Here is a 16781-nt window from a genome sequence, read left to right as displayed (position 1 = left end):
CCGGGCGGTGTCCCGGCTCGCCGCCGAGCTGTTCTTCGGCCGCCCGGCGGCCGGCGCCTGGCACGAGCTGGAGTGGACCGACTACCCGGCCGAGGCGGTGGACGCCGGCTGGCGGGCGGGCGCCGCCGCCCTGCAGGCGGCCCTGGACCGCCTCGCCCCGCAGTCCCGCCCCGGCGCCCCGACCCTCACCCGGCTGCTGGTCCGGCTCGCCGAGGGCGACGGCGAGCGGCTGGCCGCCGCCCTCGCCGCCCAGCTGGCCCGCACCACGGCCCCGGCGCCGCTGCTCGAACCCGACCGCTCCGGCCGCGACCTGCTGGTCGACCACGTCACCGCGATGGTCTGCTGCGCGGCCGTGGACACCGCCGGCGGCGCCCCCGGCCTGGACTGGCTGGACGGCCCGGTGCTGCTGCTCGGCGGGGTCCGCCGCACCGACCTGGCCGGCCCGGTCGCCCAGGCCGTCGAGCAGGGCCAGGACGGCCCGCTGCGCGCCTGGCTGGACGCGGCCGACGTCCGCATGGAGAAGCCGGTCCGGCTGTGACGGGTGGGACGGCGCTCGACGCTCCCGCACGCGCCCCCGGACGGCCCGGCCGCCGGTCGTCCTCGCAGGCCGGGGGCCCCCTCCGGGCGGCCCGCGAGATTCCCGGCACCAATTGGCGCCGGAGGGTGACGGAGCACCAGCACTCTGTGGTGTATTGGACCGCACGCACACCCGGGGGGCACGTGCCAACCGGGCCTCGGGAGCCGAAGGGCGCGCCGGTGCCGAAAGCGACGAGCAACACGTGAGCGATGGGGGTACCCCCGGCCGGACGGCCGGGGGAGAGCGCCGGAGCGAGGAGCGTCGACACCGGATCGGGAGCGCCCGGAGGCGGGCGAGGAGTCACGGAAGTGCACCTGGGAGGGGCGCGTGGGCACCGAACTCAACCCCCGCTGGGAGTCCGGAACGCACGCCTACAGCGTCTCCGACCCCTTCGGTCAGGGACCGCTGCCCTGGCTGCGCAGTCCGGACCAGTACCTGGCCGGGGCGGAGGGCGCCGTCCCCTGGTACGTCTCGGTGGACGCGCCCGGCCAGCAGCCGCTGACCGCCGGTGTGCGGCCCAAGCCGCCGGTCGGCACCCCGCAGGGCGCCAACGACGTGGACCAGCAGATCAAGGGCTTCGCCTCGGCCGGGGTGATCCGGCCCGGCGGGTCGGTCGACTTCCGGGTCACCGTCAACCCGCCCCGCGAGTTCACCGTGGACGTCTACCGGATCGGCCACTACGGCGGCGACGGCGCCCGCCACGTCACCTCCAGCCCGCTGATCGCCGGCCTCGCCCAGCCCGCGCCGCTGGTGGTCGACCGGACGGTCTCCTGCCACCACTGGTGGCACTCCTGGCGGCTGCAGGTCCCGGTGCACTGGAAGCCCGGCTCGTACGTCGCCGTGCTGACCACCGCGGACATGCTGCACCGCAGCCACATCCCGTTCACCGTGCGGGACTTCGACGACCAGGGGCACGCCGCCGAGCTGCTGCTGGTGCTCCCCGACGTGACCTGGCAGGCCTACAACCTCTTCCCCGAGGACGGTCGCACCGGGGCCAGCCTGTACCACGCCTGGGACGGCCTGGGCGGCCTGGTCGGCGAGCCGGAGGCGGCCGTCACCGTCTCCTTCGACCGCCCGCACGCGACCGCCGGACTGCCGCTGCACGTCGGCCACGCGTACGACTTCATCCGCTGGGCCGAGCGCTACGGCTACGACCTCTCCTACGCCACCGCCACCGACCTGCACGCCGGCCTGGTCGACCCGTCCCGGCACCGGGCGCTGGTCTTCCCCGGCCACGACGAGTACTGGTCCGCGCCGATGCGCCGGGCCGCCGAGCGGGCCAGGGACGGCGGCACCTCGCTGGTGTTCCTCTCCGCCAACACCATGTACTGGCGGGTCGAGCTGACCGCCGCCGCCTCCGGCGAGCCCAATCGGCTGCTCAACTGCCGCAAGCGCCAGAAGGTCGGGCCCGGCAGTCCGGCGGCGGGCGCGACCGGCGCCTCCAGCGCGCTGTGGCGGGACGCGGGGGAGCCCGAGCAGCACCTGCTCGGCGTGCAGTACTCGGGCCGGGTCGCCGCGCCCGTCCCGCTGGTCGCCCGGCACACCGCGCACTGGCTCTGGGACGGCACCGGCCTGCAGGAGGGCGACGAGCTGCCCGGCCTGGTCGCCGGCGAGGCCGACCGCTACTACCCCAAGGTGGCGCTGCCCGAGCACACCGAGCGGGTCCTGCTGGCGCACTCGCCCTACCAGGACCCGGCCGGCCGCACCCGCTACCAGGAGACCTCGCTGTACCGGGCGCCCAGCGGCGCGTACGTCTTCGCGGCCGGCACCTTCGCCTGGTCGCCCGCGCTCGGCCGCCCCGGACTGACCGACGAGCGGATCCAGCGGGCCACCGCCAACCTGCTGGACCGGCTCTGCAAGAACTGAGGTCCGCCGGGCGTGAAAGACTGCGGGGGCAGTGACCTCCCCTTTCGCAGTGCCCCACGCCCGCGAACGACCCCTGAGGACTGAGACACCTTGAGCGGATTTGTCACCAAGCCCGAGCCGGTCCAGGTGCCCGGCCTGGTCCACCTGCACACCGGCAAGGTGCGCGACCTCTACCGCACCGAGTCGGGTGAGCTCGTCATGGTCGCCAGCGACCGGACGTCCGCCCACGACTGGGTGCTGCCGAACGAGATCCCCGACAAGGGCCGCATCCTCACCCAGCTCTCGCTGTGGTGGTTCGAGCGGATCGAGGACATCGTCCCCAACCACGTGATCTCCACCGAGGTCCCGGCCGGCGCCCCCGCCGACTGGAAGGGCCGCACGCTGGTCTGCCGGAGCCTGGAGATGATCCCGGTCGAGGCGGTCGCCCGCGGCTACCTGGCCGGCTCCGGCCTGACCGAGTACGAGGAGAGCCGCACGGTCTGCGGCATCGCGCTCCCCGAGGGCCTGGAGAACAGCTCCGAGCTGCCCGCCCCGATCTACACCCCGGCGCTCAAGGCCGAGGTCGGCGAGCACGACGAGAACGTCCCCTACGAGGAGACCGCCCGCCGGATCGGCGCCGAGCTGGCCAACCAGCTGCGCCGCACCACCCTGGACGTCTACGCCCGCGCCCGCGACATCGCCCGCGACCGCGGCATCATCCTGGCCGACACCAAGTTCGAGTTCGGCCTGTCGGACGGCGAGCTGGTGATCGGCGACGAGGTGCTCACCCCGGACTCCTCGCGCTACTGGCCGGCCGACGAGTACCGGCCGGGCCGCTCGCAGTCGTCCTTCGACAAGCAGCTGATCCGCGACTGGCTGGTCTCCCCGGCCTCCGGCTGGGACCGCTACAGCGAGCAGCCGCCGCCGGCGCTGCCCGCCGAGGTCGTGGAGAAGACCCGGTCCAAGTACATCGAGGTGTACGAGCGGCTGACCGGCACCACCTGGCAGTGACCCCATGACGCCCGCGGGCGCGGCTGCTCAGATCCAGCCGTGCTCGCGGGCGATCCGCACCGCCGCGTGCCGGTTCTCCGCGCCCAGCTTGGTGGCCGCCGAGGACAGGTAGTTGCGGACGGTGCCCTGGGAGAGCGCGGCCCGGGCGGCGATCTCGGCGATCGGGGTGCCGTCGGCGGCCAGTTCCAGGACGTCCGTCTCGCGGGGCGTCAGCGGGGTCTCGCCCGCGCTGATCGCGTCCGCCGCCAGCTCCGGGTCGACGTACCGGCCGCCGGAGCGCACGGTGCGGATGATGCCGGCCAGGTCCGCGGCCGAGACGGTCTTGGGCAGGAAGCCGCGCACCCCGACCTCCAGCGCCCGCTTCAGGTAGCCGGGACGGCCGTGGCCGGTGACGATCATGCAGCGGCAGTCCGGCAGCAGCCGGCGCAGTTCGGCAGCCACCTCGATGCCGTCCCTGCCGGGCATCTGCAGGTCCAGCACCGCGACGTCGGGCCGGTGCGACTGCGCCATCGCCAGCGCCTCCGGGCCGGAGCCGGCCTGCGCGATCACCTCGATGTCGTCCTCCAGCGAGAGCAGCGCGGCCAGCGCGCCGCGGATCAGGTGCTCGTCGTCGGCGAGCAGGACGCGGACGGGCGCGGTGTCGGTCATCGGTCGGCACTTCCTCGGTTCGCTCGGTTCGCTCGGGTCGGTCGGTTCGCTCGGGTCGGCCGGGGCGTTCGGCCCGCTCAGTCCGGCAGCGGAACGGTGGCGAGCATCCGGAAGACGCCCGTCCCGGCCGTCGGCACGGTCAGCTCGCCGTCGTGGGCGGCGAGCCGCTCGCGCAGGCCGCGCAGCCCGGTGCCACCGCCCTGGGAGGGGAGCGGGACGGCGGGCACCCCGTCGTTCTCCAGCTCCAGCACCGCCCGTCCGTCCTCCCGGCGCAGCCGGATCAGGCAGCGCTCGGCCTCGCTGTGCCGCAGCACGTTGGTGGTGGCCTCGCGGATCACCCAGCCGAACACCGACTGGACGTGCGGCGGCAGTCCGTCGGCGTCCTCGCCGAGGTCGATCTCGCAGGTGACGTCGGCGGAGCGGAGCACCGCGCGGGCGCCGATCGCCTCGGCGTGCAGGTCGGCGGTGCGGTAGCCGCGGATGACGTCGCGGACCTCGCGCTGCGACTCCTGGGCGATCCGCTGCACCTCGACCATCTGGTCGGCGGCCTCCGGGCGCCCGCGCTTGGCGAGCTGGACGGCGAGCTCGCTCTTCAGCGCGATGGTGGTGAGGTTGCGGCCCATCACGTCGTGCAGGTCGCGGGAGAAGCGCAGCCGCTCCTCGGCGACGGCGAGCCGGGACTGGGTCTCGCGGGTGCCGTCCAGTTCCCAGACCACGGCCGTCAGCCAGGCGAAGCTGCGGCAGCTCGCCGCGATGAAGGGCATCCCGAGCAGGGTGCCGATCAGCTGTCCGGCGGTGGTGGCGGCGCTCAGCCCGGCCAGGACCATCGCCGGGGCGATCAGCAGGGCGAGGAGGACGGCGGCCGGGGCGGACCACCACAGCCGCAGGCCGATGGAGATCGGGCCGTAGGCGACGATCAGCAGGACGGTGGTGACCAGGACGGTGGACGGCGGAGCGCCGGTCCCGTCCGCCGTCGGGCCGGTCAGCAGCAGGGCCCAGGTGCCGGCGACGGTGACCGCGCCGTTGATCACGAGCCAGCGGCGGTGGTCGGCGGGCCGTCCGAGGTAGTGGTCGAGCGAGGTCCGGCAGGCCCGGAGGCCGACCAGCGTGGTGGCCAGCGAGACGGCCAGGGAGACCCGGGCGGAGCCGGCCGAGTACTGGTCGAGGTGGGCGCCGAGGCTGAGCAGCGCCGTCGGCACCGCGGCCAGCGGCATCAGGTAGATCGACCAGCGGAAGTAGATCTCGGCGCGCTGGGGTTTGCCGAAGCCGCGCCACCTGCGCAGCGGTGAGCGCATGTCCACGTGCTGTCCCCCCGGTCCGACCATGATCCTGCTGCTGCCTTCATATCAGAGGTCGAACGGGGGGCGGTCCTTCGGATTGCCGACGATCGCTCAGCGGCGGGGCTCCCAGCGGAAGTAGCGCACCGCGCCCCAGACCGCGAGGCCCAGCCAGACCGTGCCGGTGACGAGGTGCGGGGCGGCGGTGCCCCAGCTGCCCACGAAGTCCGTCGGCGCGGCCGAGCCGTCGGTGCCGAACCAGCCGACCCGGATCAGCTGGAAGGCCGGGGTGGTCGGCAGCAGCCGGCAGGCGTCGGCCAGCTGCGAGGGCATGACCTCCAGCGGGACGAACAGACCGGAACCGAACTGCATGACCAGCATGACCGGCAGGGTGGTGATGCCCGCGCTCTCCACGGTCTTGGTGAACGCGCTGGACAGCGCGGCCAGGGCGATCATGGTGCCCAGGATCAGCACCAGGCCGACCAGCATCAGCAGCGGGTTGACCGGCATGGTCAGGTGCAGGCCGAGGCCGCCGCCGACCCCGATCAGGGCGGCCATCAGCAGGCCGAGGGCGAGCGAGGGGACGGCCGTGCCGAGCATGATCTCGATGTCCCGGGCCTCGCCGGTGCGCAGCCGCTTGAGTACCAGTTCGCCGCGCCGCCCGACGTACGCGGCGGTCAGGTTGTAGTACACGACGAAGGCCAGGACCATCCCGACCGAGCCGTAGACCAGCATCGAGTCGACGTCCAGACCGGGGTTGTTCTCGGCCTGCTTCTCGAGGATCCCGCGCAGCGAGCTGATCAGCACCACCGGCAGCACCACGGCGGTGAACAGGGCGGTGCGGTTGCGCAGCAGCAGGGTGGCCTCGGCGCGGCCGAGGGAGAGCAGGCGGCCGGCGGTGGTGCTCGGGGCACCGGTGGCGGCGTTGGCGGCGGTGGTCATCGGGCGGATCCGATCAGGCGGCGGCGGGCGGGACGGGCGGGGGCGGCGGGTGCCTGCGGCGGGGCCTGGTGGGCGGCCTCGGACGCGATGGCGAGGAAGGCCTCCTCCAGCGAGGCGCTGCGGGCGTCCAGGGCGCCGAGCACGACGCCGTGGTGGTGGGCCCAGCCGAGCAGGTCGTGGAGGGTCTGCTGGAGGGCGGTGGTCTGCACGGTGACCTTGCGGCCGTCGACGGTGACCTCGGCCGGGGCCAGCAGGGGGAGCGCGGCGCCGGCGAACTCGGGCAGCTCGAAGGAGATCCGGGACGGCCGCCCGGCGATCACCTCGGCGACGGTGCCCGCGGTGACGACCCGGCCGCCGTGCATGACGGCCAGCCGGTCGGCCAGTTCCTCGGCCTCCTCCAGGTAGTGCGTGGTGAGCAGCACGGTGGTGCCCTGGGCGCGCAGGTCGCGGACCAGTCGCCAGACGGAGGCGCGCGCCTCGGGGTCGAGGCCGGTGCTGGGCTCGTCCAGGAACAGCACTTCCGGGCGGCCGAGCAGGGCCATCGCGAGGTCGAGCCGACGTCGTTCGCCGCCGGACAGCTGCTTGACCCGGACGTCGCGGCGGTGGCCGAGGCCGACCAGCTCCAGCGCCTCCTCGACCGGGCGGGCGCCGCTGGTCATCCCGGCCCAGGCGCGGCCGGTCTCGGCGGCGGTGAGGTCGCCGGGGAAGCCGCCCTCCTGGAGCATGATGCCGATCCGCGGGCGGACGGCGGCGCGCTCCCGGTGGGGGTCGTGGCCGAGCACCCGGACGGTGCCGTCGCTGGGGGCGGCCAGGCCCTCGATGAGCTCCATGGTGGAGGTCTTGCCCGCACCGTTGGTGCCGAGCAGGGCGAACAGTTCGCCGCGGCCGACGGTCAGGTCGACGCCCCGGACGGCGTGGTAGCCGGTGGCGCCGCTGCCGTAGTGGCGGTGCAGGCCGGTGACCTCGATCACGCTGTCGGTGGGGCGGGAGGGGCTGCTCGTTTCCATGCCCCAAGCCTTCCGCCGCCCCGGCCGCGCGGGCAGTGCGCGCCGTCATGACATCGCGGTGGGGATCCACGGGTCGGCGATGACAAATGTCATGGGGGATTTCGGGGCGGGAATGCCGAAGGGCCCCCTCGATCGAGGGGGCCCTTCGTTTTGGAGCGGACGACGAGATTCGAACTCGCGACCCTCACCTTGGCAAGGTGATGCTCTACCAACTGAGCCACGTCCGCAGGTCAAACTATTGAGTTGTGCTGTGCTCGCGCACTGCGAGCGGACGACGAGATTCGAACTCGCGACCCTCACCTTGGCAAGGTGATGCTCTACCAACTGAGCCACGTCCGCACGGTGCCTGGTGGGGCACCCGCCGCCTCTTCGGATCTCTCCGTTGCGGCGACGAGGAATACTCTACAGCATCGTTCGGGGTGGTCGCCCCACCCTTTCGGTCCGGGCGGGCGGGGCGACCGGAGGGGGCGGGTGCCCCCCGAGCCGCGAGGGTCAGTTCGCCTCGGCGAACGCCTCGTACACGTGCTTGGGGATGCGGCCGCGGGCCGGCAGTTCCATGCCGCGGGACAGGGCCCAGGCGCGGACGGCGGCCGGGTCCGGGGTGAGGGCGGTGCGGCGGAACGACTTTCCGGTGCGGCTCTGGCGGCGGCCGGCGGCGACGAACGGAGCGAGGGCCTCCCGCAGCTTTTCCGCGTTGTCCACGGACAGGTCGATCTCGTACGACTTCCCGTCGACGCCGAAGTGGACGGTTTCCGCGGCGGCGCCGCCGTCCAGGTCGTCGGAGAGCGTGACAACTACACGCTGAGCCATGGGTGTCAATCCTCTCGGGCAATTCGGCCACCGGTCCGCGGGGGTACGCCCGGGGCCTGATGTGCACCAACTCGCGCAAGCGCATACGGGCAGGCCGGACGGCCCGCCTGATACGCAGCACTTGCCGCGACAGGTGGCCCTATTCTGCACCCGAAGGGGGTCGAAATCGAAGAGTCCGGCATTCTTTTCCGGATATTCACGTGTCTTCGCGGGACTGCCGGATACGGTGTGCAGGACGGGCGGATCTGTCCCCAAGTGCCGTTTTCGGGTGTTCTTCGGAGGCGCTCGTTCCGGGTGCCGAATCCGCGGAAACCGGCAGCCCCGGACGGGGGGTCGGGGGCCCGGATCCCTTGTGGCGTAAGGGGCCCGGGTCTACGCGCGTCGCTATCCCCGGCCAGCAATCCTGCCCGAAACCACCGGTAGTCTGGAGTTCCCCCGCCTCACCGAAGACACCACCGGGAGTGCCAGTGGCACGCGTCGTAGTCGACGTCATGCTCAAGCCGGAGATCCTCGACCCCCAGGGACAGGCGGTGCAGCGTGCACTGCCCCGTCTCGGATTCACCGGGATCGCCGACGTCCGCCAGGGCAAGCGTTTCGAGCTGGATGTGGAGGGCCCGGTCGACGACGCGGCGCTCGCCCGTATCCGCGAAGCCGCCGAGACCTTTCTCGCCAACACCGTGATCGAGGACTTCACCGTCCGGGTCGAGGAGGAGGGCAAGTGACCACCCGCGTAGGCGTCGTCACTTTCCCCGGCTCCCTCGACGACCGCGACGCCCAGCGGGCGGTCCGCCTCGCCGGCGCGGAGCCGGTCGCCCTCTGGCACCGTGACAAGGATCTCCACCAGGTCGACGCCGTCGTCCTGCCCGGCGGATTCAGTTACGGCGACTATCTGCGCTGCGGCGCGATCTCGCGGTTCTCCCCGGTGATGGAGACCGTCATCGAGCAGGCGAAGCTCGGAATGCCGGTGCTCGGTATCTGCAACGGCTTCCAGGTGCTCTGCGAATCCCACCTGCTGCCCGGCGCGCTCACCCGCAACGACTCGCTGCACTTCATCTGCCGCGACCAGAAGCTGCGCATCGAGAACGCCGGCACCGCCTGGACCCGGGATTACTCGGCGGGCCAGGAAATCGTCGTCCCGCTGAAGAACGGCGAGGGCCGCTTCGTCGCGGACACGCACGTCCTGGACGAACTGGAGGCGGAGGGCCGGGTGGTGGCCCGTTACCTGGACGTCAACCCGAACGGTTCGTACCGCGACATCGCCGGCATCACCAACGCCGCCGGCAATGTCGTCGGCCTGATGCCGCACCCGGAGCACGCCGTGGAGCCGCTCACCGGTCCGACCACCGAGGGCCTGGGCTTCTTCACTTCCGTCCTGAAGCAGCTGGTGAACGCCTGATGAGCCTCGACACCGTCAAGAACGCCGAGCAGACCCCGGACGCCGCCCAGCCCTGGGCCGAGCTCGGCCTCAAGGAGGACGAGTACGCGCGCATCCGGGAGATCCTCGGCCGCCGCCCGACCGGCGCCGAACTCGCGATGTACTCGGTCATGTGGTCGGAGCACTGTTCGTACAAGAGCAGCAAGGTCCACCTGAAGCAGTTCGGCCAGAAGAAGCCTGCCGCCGGGACTCCTGGGGCTGACGCGATGCTCGTCGGCATCGGCGAGAACGCCGGTGTGGTCGACGTCGGTCAGGGCTACGCGGTCACCTTCAAGGTCGAGTCGCACAACCACCCGTCGTACATCGAGCCCTACCAGGGCGCGGCCACCGGCATCGGCGGCATCGTGCGCGACATCCTGGCGATGGGCGCCCGCCCGGTCGCCGTGATGGACCCGCTGCGCTTCGGTGCGGCCGACCACCCGGACACCCGGCGCGTGCTGCCCGGGATCGTCGCGGGCATCGGCGGCTACGGCAACTGCCTGGGCCTGCCGAACATCGGTGGCGAGGTCGTCTTCGACTCCTGCTACCAGGGCAACCCGCTGGTCAACGCGCTGTGCGTGGGCGTCATGAAGCACGAGGACATCCACCTCGCGCAGGCCTCCGGCGCCGGCAACAAGGTCATCCTGTACGGGGCCCGCACCGGTGGCGACGGCATCGGCGGCGTCTCGGTGCTGGCCTCCGAGACCTTCGACGACACCAAGCCGGCCAAGCGCCCGGCGGTCCAGGTCGGCGACCCGTTCCAGGAGAAGCTCCTCATCGAGTGCACCCTGGAGATCTTCCGGGAGAAGCTCGTCAAGGGCATCCAGGACCTCGGCGGCGCCGGTCTGTCCTGCGCCACCAGCGAGCTGGCCTCGGCCGGTTCCGGCGGCATGCGGATCGAGCTCGACACCGTGCACCTGCGCGACCACACGCTCTCGCCGGAGGAGATCCTCATGAGCGAGTCGCAGGAGCGCATGTGCGCGATCGTGGAGCCGGACAAGGTCGACCGCTTCCTGGAGATCTGCGAGAAGTGGGACGTCATCGCCAACGTCATCGGTGAGGTGACCGACGGCGAGCGCCTGGAGATCTTCTGGCACGGCGAGCTCGTGGTGGACGTCCCGCCGCGCACCGTCGCCCACGAGGGCCCGACCTACGAGCGCCCCTACGCCCGTCCGAGCTGGCAGGACGCGCTGCAGGCGGACGCCCCGACGGCCGAGCGGCTGGCCCGCCCGACCACCGGCGAGGGCCTCAAGGCCGACCTGCTGAAGGTCGCGAGCCACCCGAACCAGGCCTCCAAGTCCTGGATCACCGACCAGTACGACCGCTACGTGCTCGGCAACACCGTGCTCTCGGTCGGCGAGGACTCGGGCATGATCCGGATCGACGAGGAGACCAACCTCGGCGTCTCGGTCGCCACCGACGGCAACGGCCGCTTCGCCAAGCTGGACCCGTACACCGGCGCCCAGCTGGCCCTGGCCGAGGCGTACCGCAACGTCGCGGCCGGCGGTGCCAAGCCGCTCGCCGTCTCCGACTGCCTCAACTTCGGCTCCCCCGAGGACCCGGACGTGATGTGGCAGTTCGCCGAGGCCACCCGCGGCCTGGCCGACGCCTGCCTGGTGCTCGGCACCCCCGTCACCGGCGGCAACGTCTCGCTGTACAACCAGACCGGCGAGGTCGCCATCCACCCGACCCCCGTGGTCGCGGTGCTCGGCGTCATCGACGACGTCACCCGGCGCACCCCGACCGCCTTCGCCGAGGAGGGGCAGCTGCTCTACCTGCTCGGCGACACGGCGGACGAGCTCGGCGGCTCGGCCTGGTCCCAGGCGGTCCACGAGCACCTCGGCGGCCTGCCGCCCGCGGTGGACCTGGAGCGCGAGCGGCTGCTCGGCGACATCCTGATCGCCGCCTCGCGCGACGGCATGATCGACGCCGCGCACGACCTCTCCGACGGCGGTCTCGGCCAGGCGCTCGTGGAGAGCTGCCTCAAGGGCGGCCACGGCGCGCGGATCGTCGTGCCCGAGGGCACCGACCCGTTCGTCCTCCTGTTCTCGGAGTCGGCCGGCCGCGCCGTCGTGGCGGTGCCGCGCAGCGAGGAGCTCCGGTTCAACGACATGTGCACCGCGCGTGGCCTGCCGGCCACCCGGATCGGTGTCGTGGACGGCCAGGACCTGGACGTCCAGGGCCAGTTCAGCGTCTCGCTGGCCGAGCTGAAGGACGCCCACACCGGCGTCATCGAGGCCCTGCTGGGCTGATGCACGGCTCCCGAGGGGCGGGTGGTTCCTGGTGAACCGCCCGCCCCTCGGCGTATCTTGAGGCCCGTGCCAGCCAAGCCCAGGACGTACCAGCCGCAGAAGGTGAGCGCCGCGCTGGCGGCGCAGAACGAGGAGCTGCGTGCCGTCGTGCACGGGCTGACGGAGGAGGACCTGGACCGGCCGACCAGGCTCGGCTCCTGGCGGGTCCGGGAGTTGCTGGCCCACCTGGGCCTGGCGCTGGGCCGGCTGCCCGCCGCGGTGGACGGTCCGGTGCCGGACGGTCCGGTGCTCTCACTGGCCGGCTACGCGGCGCTGAGCCGGACCATGGCCGAGGCGGTCGACACCGCGGTGACCGAGCACGCGGCGACCGGCTTCGCGGGCCCGCCGGAGGAGGTGGCCGCCGCGTTCGACCGGGCGCTCGACGCCGTCCGGGCCGTGCTCGACCGGCCCGCGACGGCGGCACCCGGGCAGCGGACCGCCCAGGTCGTCGGTCGGCCGATGCTGCTGACCGACTACCTGGTGACCCGGCTGGTCGAGGCCGTGGTGCACGCCGACGACCTGGCCGAGGCGCTCGGCCGGGACACCTTCCCGCACGACCGCCAGGCCGTCGCCGCCGTCACCCGGATGCTGGCCGACGCCTTCGCGGACCGCGCCCCCGGTGGCGCGGTCGAGCTGCGGATCCCGCCGTACGCGGTGGTGCAGGCCGTCGAGGGCCCCCGGCACACCCGGGGCACCCCGCCCAACGTGGTCGAGACCGACCCGCTGACCTGGATCCGGCTGGCCACCGGGCGGACCGGCTGGGCGGCGGCGGTGGACGCGGCCGCGGTGTCCGCCTCCGGGGAGCGCAGCGACCTGCGGGCCCACCTGCCGGTGCTCGGCTGACCGGGGCGCCGGACCGCTGCCACGGGCTTCGGCGCAGCTGACCCGTCGGCGCCTCGGCGGTCCTGCGCAGCGGTTCACCGGTGGGCAGCGGTTCGTCGGTGAAGGCGGGGGCCGGCCCGGCCCGGTCTTCTGCGACCGCAGCAGCACGATGTCCCCCTCGCCCCTGGGCGTGGTCCGGGCGAGCGCCGCCGCGCCCTTGCCGGGGAGGAGCTCGGTCCGCCCGGGGCCGGGCGGACCGGTGGAGGCGCTGCGGAACGGGGCCGGGCGGACCGGTGGAGGCGTTACGGAACGGCGGGCCCGCTCAGGTAGGTGCCGTCCGCCGAGTACGGCCAGGCGTTGGGCGTGCAGCCCTTGAGGCCGTAGATCTGCTGCATCATCGCGGGCGCGGGCTTGCCGGGGGCGGGGCAGCCCTCGTGTCCGTGGCCGATCCGGTGGCCCACCTCGTGGTTGACGATCAGCGCCCGGTACTCGTCGATCGGTCCGGTGAACTGCGGTGAACCGGTGTTCCAGCGCTTGGAGTTGACGAGCACCTGGTTGCCGACGTTGCAGTTGACCTCGCCGTGGGTGTCCAGGCCGGAGGCGCCGCAGATCCGGTCCACGGTGCCGGGCGAGGCGATCTTCACAGTGAAGTCGTACGAGCCGCCGGCGACCAGCTGGAAGCCGTTCTTGCGGTCGTTGGTCCAGCCGCGGGGGTCGCCGAGGATGCCGTGGATCTGGGCGGCGGCGGCCGCGGCCTCGATCCCGATGCCGTCCTCGACCTCGACCCGGTAGCGGCGCACGTTGCCGCGGCCGACCGCCTTGGCGGTGGCGGGGGCGACGGTGAAGGTGCCCGCGCCCTTGGTGGGGCCGGGGTCCGGCCCGGTGGGCGTGGGCGTGGGCTCCGGGGCCGGTGGCGGCGTGGGCGTCGGGGCGGTGACCGGGGCCGGCGGGGGCGTTTCCACCGAGGCGGTCTCCTCGCCCGGTGGGACGGCCCGCGCCTGGGTGGTGGGCGTGGCGGCCGGCGTGCCGGAGGACCGGTTCAGCACCAGCGCGGTGGCGCCCAGGAGCAGTGCGGTCACCACCAATGCCGTGAGCATGCCAGGGCCCACTCTTCGGCGCGGCCGGCGACGTCTGCGGCCGCCGTTTCGGTTCGGGGCTGCTCGCCTACCGGCGGGTCGGACTGCGGACACGATCGTCACCTTGGCATGGCGAACGGGTGAATGTCCATGTACCCGGTATGCAGATCACGGAGCGGGACCACCGGCCGGGCCGCGGCGGGACCGCAGGACGGAATCACGGGCCGCGGCCGGCGGACCGGTGGGCCCGCCGAGCACGGTGCGGCGGTTGACCCCTGCGCCTCGGGTGGCAGACTTCAGGGCATGGCGATCCACAGGAATCTTCTCGACGGTCCCGAACCGACCCTCCTGCCCGAGGAGGAGCGTCCCTACAAGATGCTGGCGGAGGAGTCGGCCTCACCGACCCAGGTGGCGGCCGAGTTCCCGACCTTCTGCCTGGCCTGGGCGATGCTCGCCGACGACGCCAACGCGGCCGGCCGGTACGTCGAGTCGTACGCCTACGCCCGCACCGGCTACCACCGCGGTCTGGACGCGCTGCGGCGCAACGGCTGGAAGGGCCACGGCCCGGTGCCGTGGGAGCACCGCGGCAACCGCGGCTTCCTGCGCTGCCTGGCGGCGCTCGCGCGCGCGGCCGGCGCGATCAAGGAGACCGAGGAGGAGGCTCGCTGCTGGCAGTTCCTGAAGGACAGCAGCGCGGAGGCGTACGCGGAGCTCAAGCAGTAGGACACCCGGACCCCGATGCACGGGTGCCCCCGGCGGAGGACCGCCGGGGGCACCCGTGTGCGTGCCGCGTCCGTTCACGCGGCCGCGGGGCTCACTTCAGGCGCTTGCCGGCCGAACGCAGCTGCTCGGCGGCCTCGACCACGCGGGCGGCCATGCCGGCCTCGGCGAGCTTGCCCCAGGTGCGCGGGTCGTAGGTGTTCTTCTTGCCGACCTCGCCGTCGACCTTCAGCACGCCGTCGTAGTTGGCGAACATGTGGCCGGCCACCGGGCGGGTGAAGGCGTACTGGGTGTCGGTGTCCAGGTTCATCTTCACGACGCCGTTCTCCAGCGCGGTGGCGATCTCCTCGGCGGAGGAGCCCGAGCCGCCGTGGAAGACGAAGTCGAACGGGTCGGTCTTGCCGTACTGCTTGCCGATCGCGTCCTGCAGCTCGCGCAGCAGCTCCGGCTTCAGCACGACGTTGCCCGGCTTGTACACGCCGTGCACGTTGCCGAACGAGGCGGCCAGCAGGTAGCGGCCCTGCTCGCCCAGGCCCAGGGCCTCGGCGGTGCGCACGGCGTCGTTGACGGTGGTGTACAGCTCGTCGTTGATCTCGTGGGTGACGCCGTCCTCCTCGCCACCGGTCGGGGTGATCTCGACCTCAAGGATGATCTTGGCGGCGGCGGCCTGGGCCAGCAGCTCCTGGGCGATGGCCAGGTTGTCGGCGAGGGTCTCGGCGGAGCCGTCCCACATGTGCGACTGGAACAGCGGGTTCTCGCCCTTGGCGACGCGCTCGGCGGAGACCGCCAGCAGCGGGCGGACGTAGCCGTCCAGCTTGTCCTTCGGGCAGTGGTCGGTGTGCAGCGCGACGGTGACGTCGTACTTGGCGGCGACGATGTGGGCGAACTCGGCGAGCGCGACCGCGCCGGTCACCATGTCCTTGTTGTGCTGGCCGCCCAGGAACTCCGCGCCACCGGTCGAGATCTGGATGATGCCGTCGCTCTCGGCCTCGGCGAAGCCACGCAGCGCGGCGTGCAGGGTCTGCGACGACGTGACGTTGATGGCCGGGTAGGCGAACTTGCCCGCCTTGGCCCGGTCCAGCATCTCGTTGTAGACCTCGGGAGTTGCGATGGGCATGCGATCCGCTCCTGTCGGGTTGCGGCGTACGGACGGTGCTGTCCGACGCTGTGTACGCCTTCGTGACGACTCGTGCCGGCCCGCCGACGCGCGGCGTTGCGGTGTGGCTCTCCGGCACCAGGCTTCGAGACGACCTCCGCGGTACGGCCATGAGGGTGGTGGGCCGCCGCGGACCGGACGCCTCGGCCATCTTCCCAGACTCGTGCCCGCAGGTCAGCAGTAGCCCGCCTGTCGGAATCCGGGCCGGCGCGGCGGGTGCGGTCGGTGGGGCGGATGGGGCCGAACCCCGCGCATGGCCCGGCCGGGAGCCCCCCGGTCCGGTACGCCCGCTCGCCCGCAAGGTACGCCCGCTATCCTGCGCCCGTGGACTACAACCAGCTGGCCGTCAACCTGCTCGACGCCAAATCCCTGATCTCGTCCCTCGGCGCCATCGGGCTGATAGCGATCATCTTCGCGGAGACCGGCCTGCTGGTCGGCTTCTTCTTCCCGGGTGACTCGCTGCTGATCCTCGCGGGCGTCGCCGCCTCGAACGCCGCCTCGTCGGTGCTCGGCGACGGTGCCAAGCTGCCGATCGCGGTGCTGCTCGTCGGCTGCCCGATCGCGGCGATCGCCGGCGCCCAGCTGGGGCACCTGATCGGTGCCAAGATCGGGCCGAAGATGTTCGACAAGCCCGACTCCAAGATCTTCCGCCGCGAGTACGTGGTGAAGGCGGAGGAGTACTTCAACAAGTTCGGCTCCGGCAAGGCCGTGGTGCTGGCGCGCTTCATGCCGATCATCCGCACCTTCCTGAACCCGGTCGCCGGCACCCTGGAGATGCCCGCCCGGACGTTCTTCCTGTGGAACGTCATCGGCGGTGTGCTCTGGACCGAGTCCATGCTGCTGATCGGCTACTTCTTCGGCGACGCGCTCGCCCCGGTGATCGACAAGTACCTGATCCCGGCGGTGCTGCTGATCGTGCTGCTGTCGATCTCGCCGATCCTGTTCGAGGTCATGCGCGAGCGCAAGAAGAAGAAGAAGGCGGGCGGCGCCGACGACTCCGACGACACCGCGGCGCAGGCCGGCGGCGGTCGGCACCGGCGGGGCTGAGCGCCCGCCTCCCGCGCACGGCGAAGGGCCGGGGGCGTTCCACGGGTTTGAAGGGTTAACGACCCCGGCCCCTGTCGGCCCCCCCCCGGCGCGGGGCCGGCCGGCCCGGTGGCGGCGGGGGGTGTTTGTGGGGCGGGC

At 72.8% G+C, this 16781-nt stretch carries 15 protein-coding genes, 2 tRNA genes and 1 pseudogene; 9 read left to right on the top strand and 9 right to left on the bottom strand.

The annotated features are described in order from the left end of the window. From ACFV04_RS39450 to ACFV04_RS39440, 3 genes and pseudogenes are all read left to right on the top strand, one after another. Positions 1 to 538: pseudogene (locus ACFV04_RS39450) on the top strand (hypothetical protein); the annotation flags it as partial. Positions 539 to 904: 366 nt separating this feature from the next. Then, complete coding sequence (locus ACFV04_RS39445) at positions 905 to 2443, top strand: N,N-dimethylformamidase beta subunit family domain-containing protein (protein WP_360260111.1); 1539 nt, start codon at positions 905 to 907, stop codon at positions 2441 to 2443. A 90-nt stretch (positions 2444 to 2533) separates the two neighbouring features. Beyond that, the gene (locus ACFV04_RS39440) at positions 2534 to 3433 is read left to right on the top strand and encodes a phosphoribosylaminoimidazolesuccinocarboxamide synthase (RefSeq protein WP_380337030.1); all 900 of its coding nucleotides are present in this window, start codon (positions 2534 to 2536) and stop codon (positions 3431 to 3433) included. Between the two features lie 27 nt (positions 3434 to 3460). Here the strand turns inward: ACFV04_RS39440 and ACFV04_RS39435 are convergent, their stop codons facing one another. The 7 genes from ACFV04_RS39435 to ACFV04_RS39405 all read right to left on the bottom strand — a co-directional run bounded on the left by ACFV04_RS39435 (position 3461) and on the right by ACFV04_RS39405 (position 8117). Then, complete coding sequence (locus ACFV04_RS39435; protein ID WP_380337027.1) at positions 3461 to 4081, bottom strand: response regulator transcription factor; 621 nt, start codon at positions 4079 to 4081, stop codon at positions 3461 to 3463. Between the two features lie 77 nt (positions 4082 to 4158). Beyond that, on the bottom strand, positions 4159 to 5376 hold the full coding sequence (locus ACFV04_RS39430; RefSeq protein ID WP_380535843.1) for a sensor histidine kinase: 1218 nt from the start codon (positions 5374 to 5376) through the stop codon (positions 4159 to 4161). A gap of 96 nt (positions 5377 to 5472) precedes the next feature. Then, positions 5473 to 6300: an ABC transporter permease gene (locus tag ACFV04_RS39425; protein WP_380337024.1), complete on the bottom strand. Its 828-nt coding sequence runs from the start codon at positions 6298 to 6300 to the stop codon at positions 5473 to 5475. Beyond that, positions 6297 to 7307: an ABC transporter ATP-binding protein gene (locus tag ACFV04_RS39420; RefSeq protein ID WP_360260119.1), complete on the bottom strand. Its 1011-nt coding sequence runs from the start codon at positions 7305 to 7307 to the stop codon at positions 6297 to 6299. Before ACFV04_RS39420 ends, ACFV04_RS39425 begins: the two co-directional genes overlap by 4 nt. Positions 7308 to 7458: 151 nt before the next feature. Continuing rightward, positions 7459 to 7534, bottom strand: a tRNA-Gly gene (locus tag ACFV04_RS39415). A gap of 39 nt (positions 7535 to 7573) precedes the next feature. Beyond that, positions 7574 to 7646, bottom strand: a tRNA-Gly gene (locus tag ACFV04_RS39410). 153 nt (positions 7647 to 7799) lie between these two features. After that, entirely contained in the window at positions 7800 to 8117 is a 318-nt protein-coding gene (locus tag ACFV04_RS39405) for an Lsr2 family protein (protein ID WP_030056585.1), read from the bottom strand. A 467-nt stretch (positions 8118 to 8584) separates the two neighbouring features. On the opposite strand from ACFV04_RS39405, the gene purS reads away from it, so the two are divergent. From purS to ACFV04_RS39385, 4 genes are all read left to right on the top strand, one after another. Next, on the top strand, positions 8585 to 8839 hold the full coding sequence (purS, locus tag ACFV04_RS39400) for a phosphoribosylformylglycinamidine synthase subunit PurS (protein WP_049654013.1): 255 nt from the start codon (positions 8585 to 8587) through the stop codon (positions 8837 to 8839). After that, complete coding sequence (purQ, locus tag ACFV04_RS39395; RefSeq protein WP_380337017.1) at positions 8836 to 9513, top strand: phosphoribosylformylglycinamidine synthase subunit PurQ; 678 nt, start codon at positions 8836 to 8838, stop codon at positions 9511 to 9513. Before purS ends, purQ begins: the two co-directional genes overlap by 4 nt. Further along, entirely contained in the window at positions 9513 to 11783 is a 2271-nt protein-coding gene (purL, locus tag ACFV04_RS39390) for a phosphoribosylformylglycinamidine synthase subunit PurL (RefSeq protein WP_380337014.1), read from the top strand. The genes purQ and purL overlap by 1 nt, the downstream gene beginning before the upstream one ends. Before the next feature lie 66 nt (positions 11784 to 11849). After that, a complete protein-coding gene (locus ACFV04_RS39385) occupies positions 11850 to 12665 on the top strand; it encodes a sterol carrier family protein (protein WP_380337012.1) in 816 nt (271 codons plus the stop codon). A gap of 281 nt (positions 12666 to 12946) precedes the next feature. Here the strand turns inward: ACFV04_RS39385 and ACFV04_RS39380 are convergent, their stop codons facing one another. Continuing rightward, positions 12947 to 13741, bottom strand: a complete 795-nt coding sequence (locus ACFV04_RS39380; protein WP_380337009.1) for a DUF3152 domain-containing protein — start codon at positions 13739 to 13741, stop codon at positions 12947 to 12949. Between the two features lie 282 nt (positions 13742 to 14023). On the opposite strand from ACFV04_RS39380, the gene ACFV04_RS39375 reads away from it, so the two are divergent. Beyond that, entirely contained in the window at positions 14024 to 14443 is a 420-nt protein-coding gene (locus tag ACFV04_RS39375) for a DUF3151 domain-containing protein (protein WP_360260130.1), read from the top strand. Between the two features lie 91 nt (positions 14444 to 14534). On the opposite strand, the gene fbaA is transcribed toward ACFV04_RS39375, so the two are convergent. Continuing rightward, positions 14535 to 15557: a class II fructose-bisphosphate aldolase gene (gene fbaA, locus ACFV04_RS39370; protein WP_380337006.1), complete on the bottom strand. Its 1023-nt coding sequence runs from the start codon at positions 15555 to 15557 to the stop codon at positions 14535 to 14537. Between the two features lie 363 nt (positions 15558 to 15920). Here fbaA and ACFV04_RS39365 point away from each other — a divergent pair, with 363 nt between their 5' ends. Continuing rightward, on the top strand, positions 15921 to 16643 hold the full coding sequence (locus tag ACFV04_RS39365; protein WP_380535838.1) for a DedA family protein: 723 nt from the start codon (positions 15921 to 15923) through the stop codon (positions 16641 to 16643). Positions 16644 to 16781 lie beyond the last annotated feature (138 nt).

The sequence above is a fragment of the Kitasatospora sp. NPDC059599 genome, from assembly GCF_042735125.1.
Classification (GTDB): domain Bacteria; phylum Actinomycetota; class Actinomycetes; order Streptomycetales; family Streptomycetaceae; genus Kitasatospora.
The sequence above is the reverse complement of the archived record's forward strand: the minus strand, read 5'-3'. Positions and strand labels throughout refer to the sequence as shown.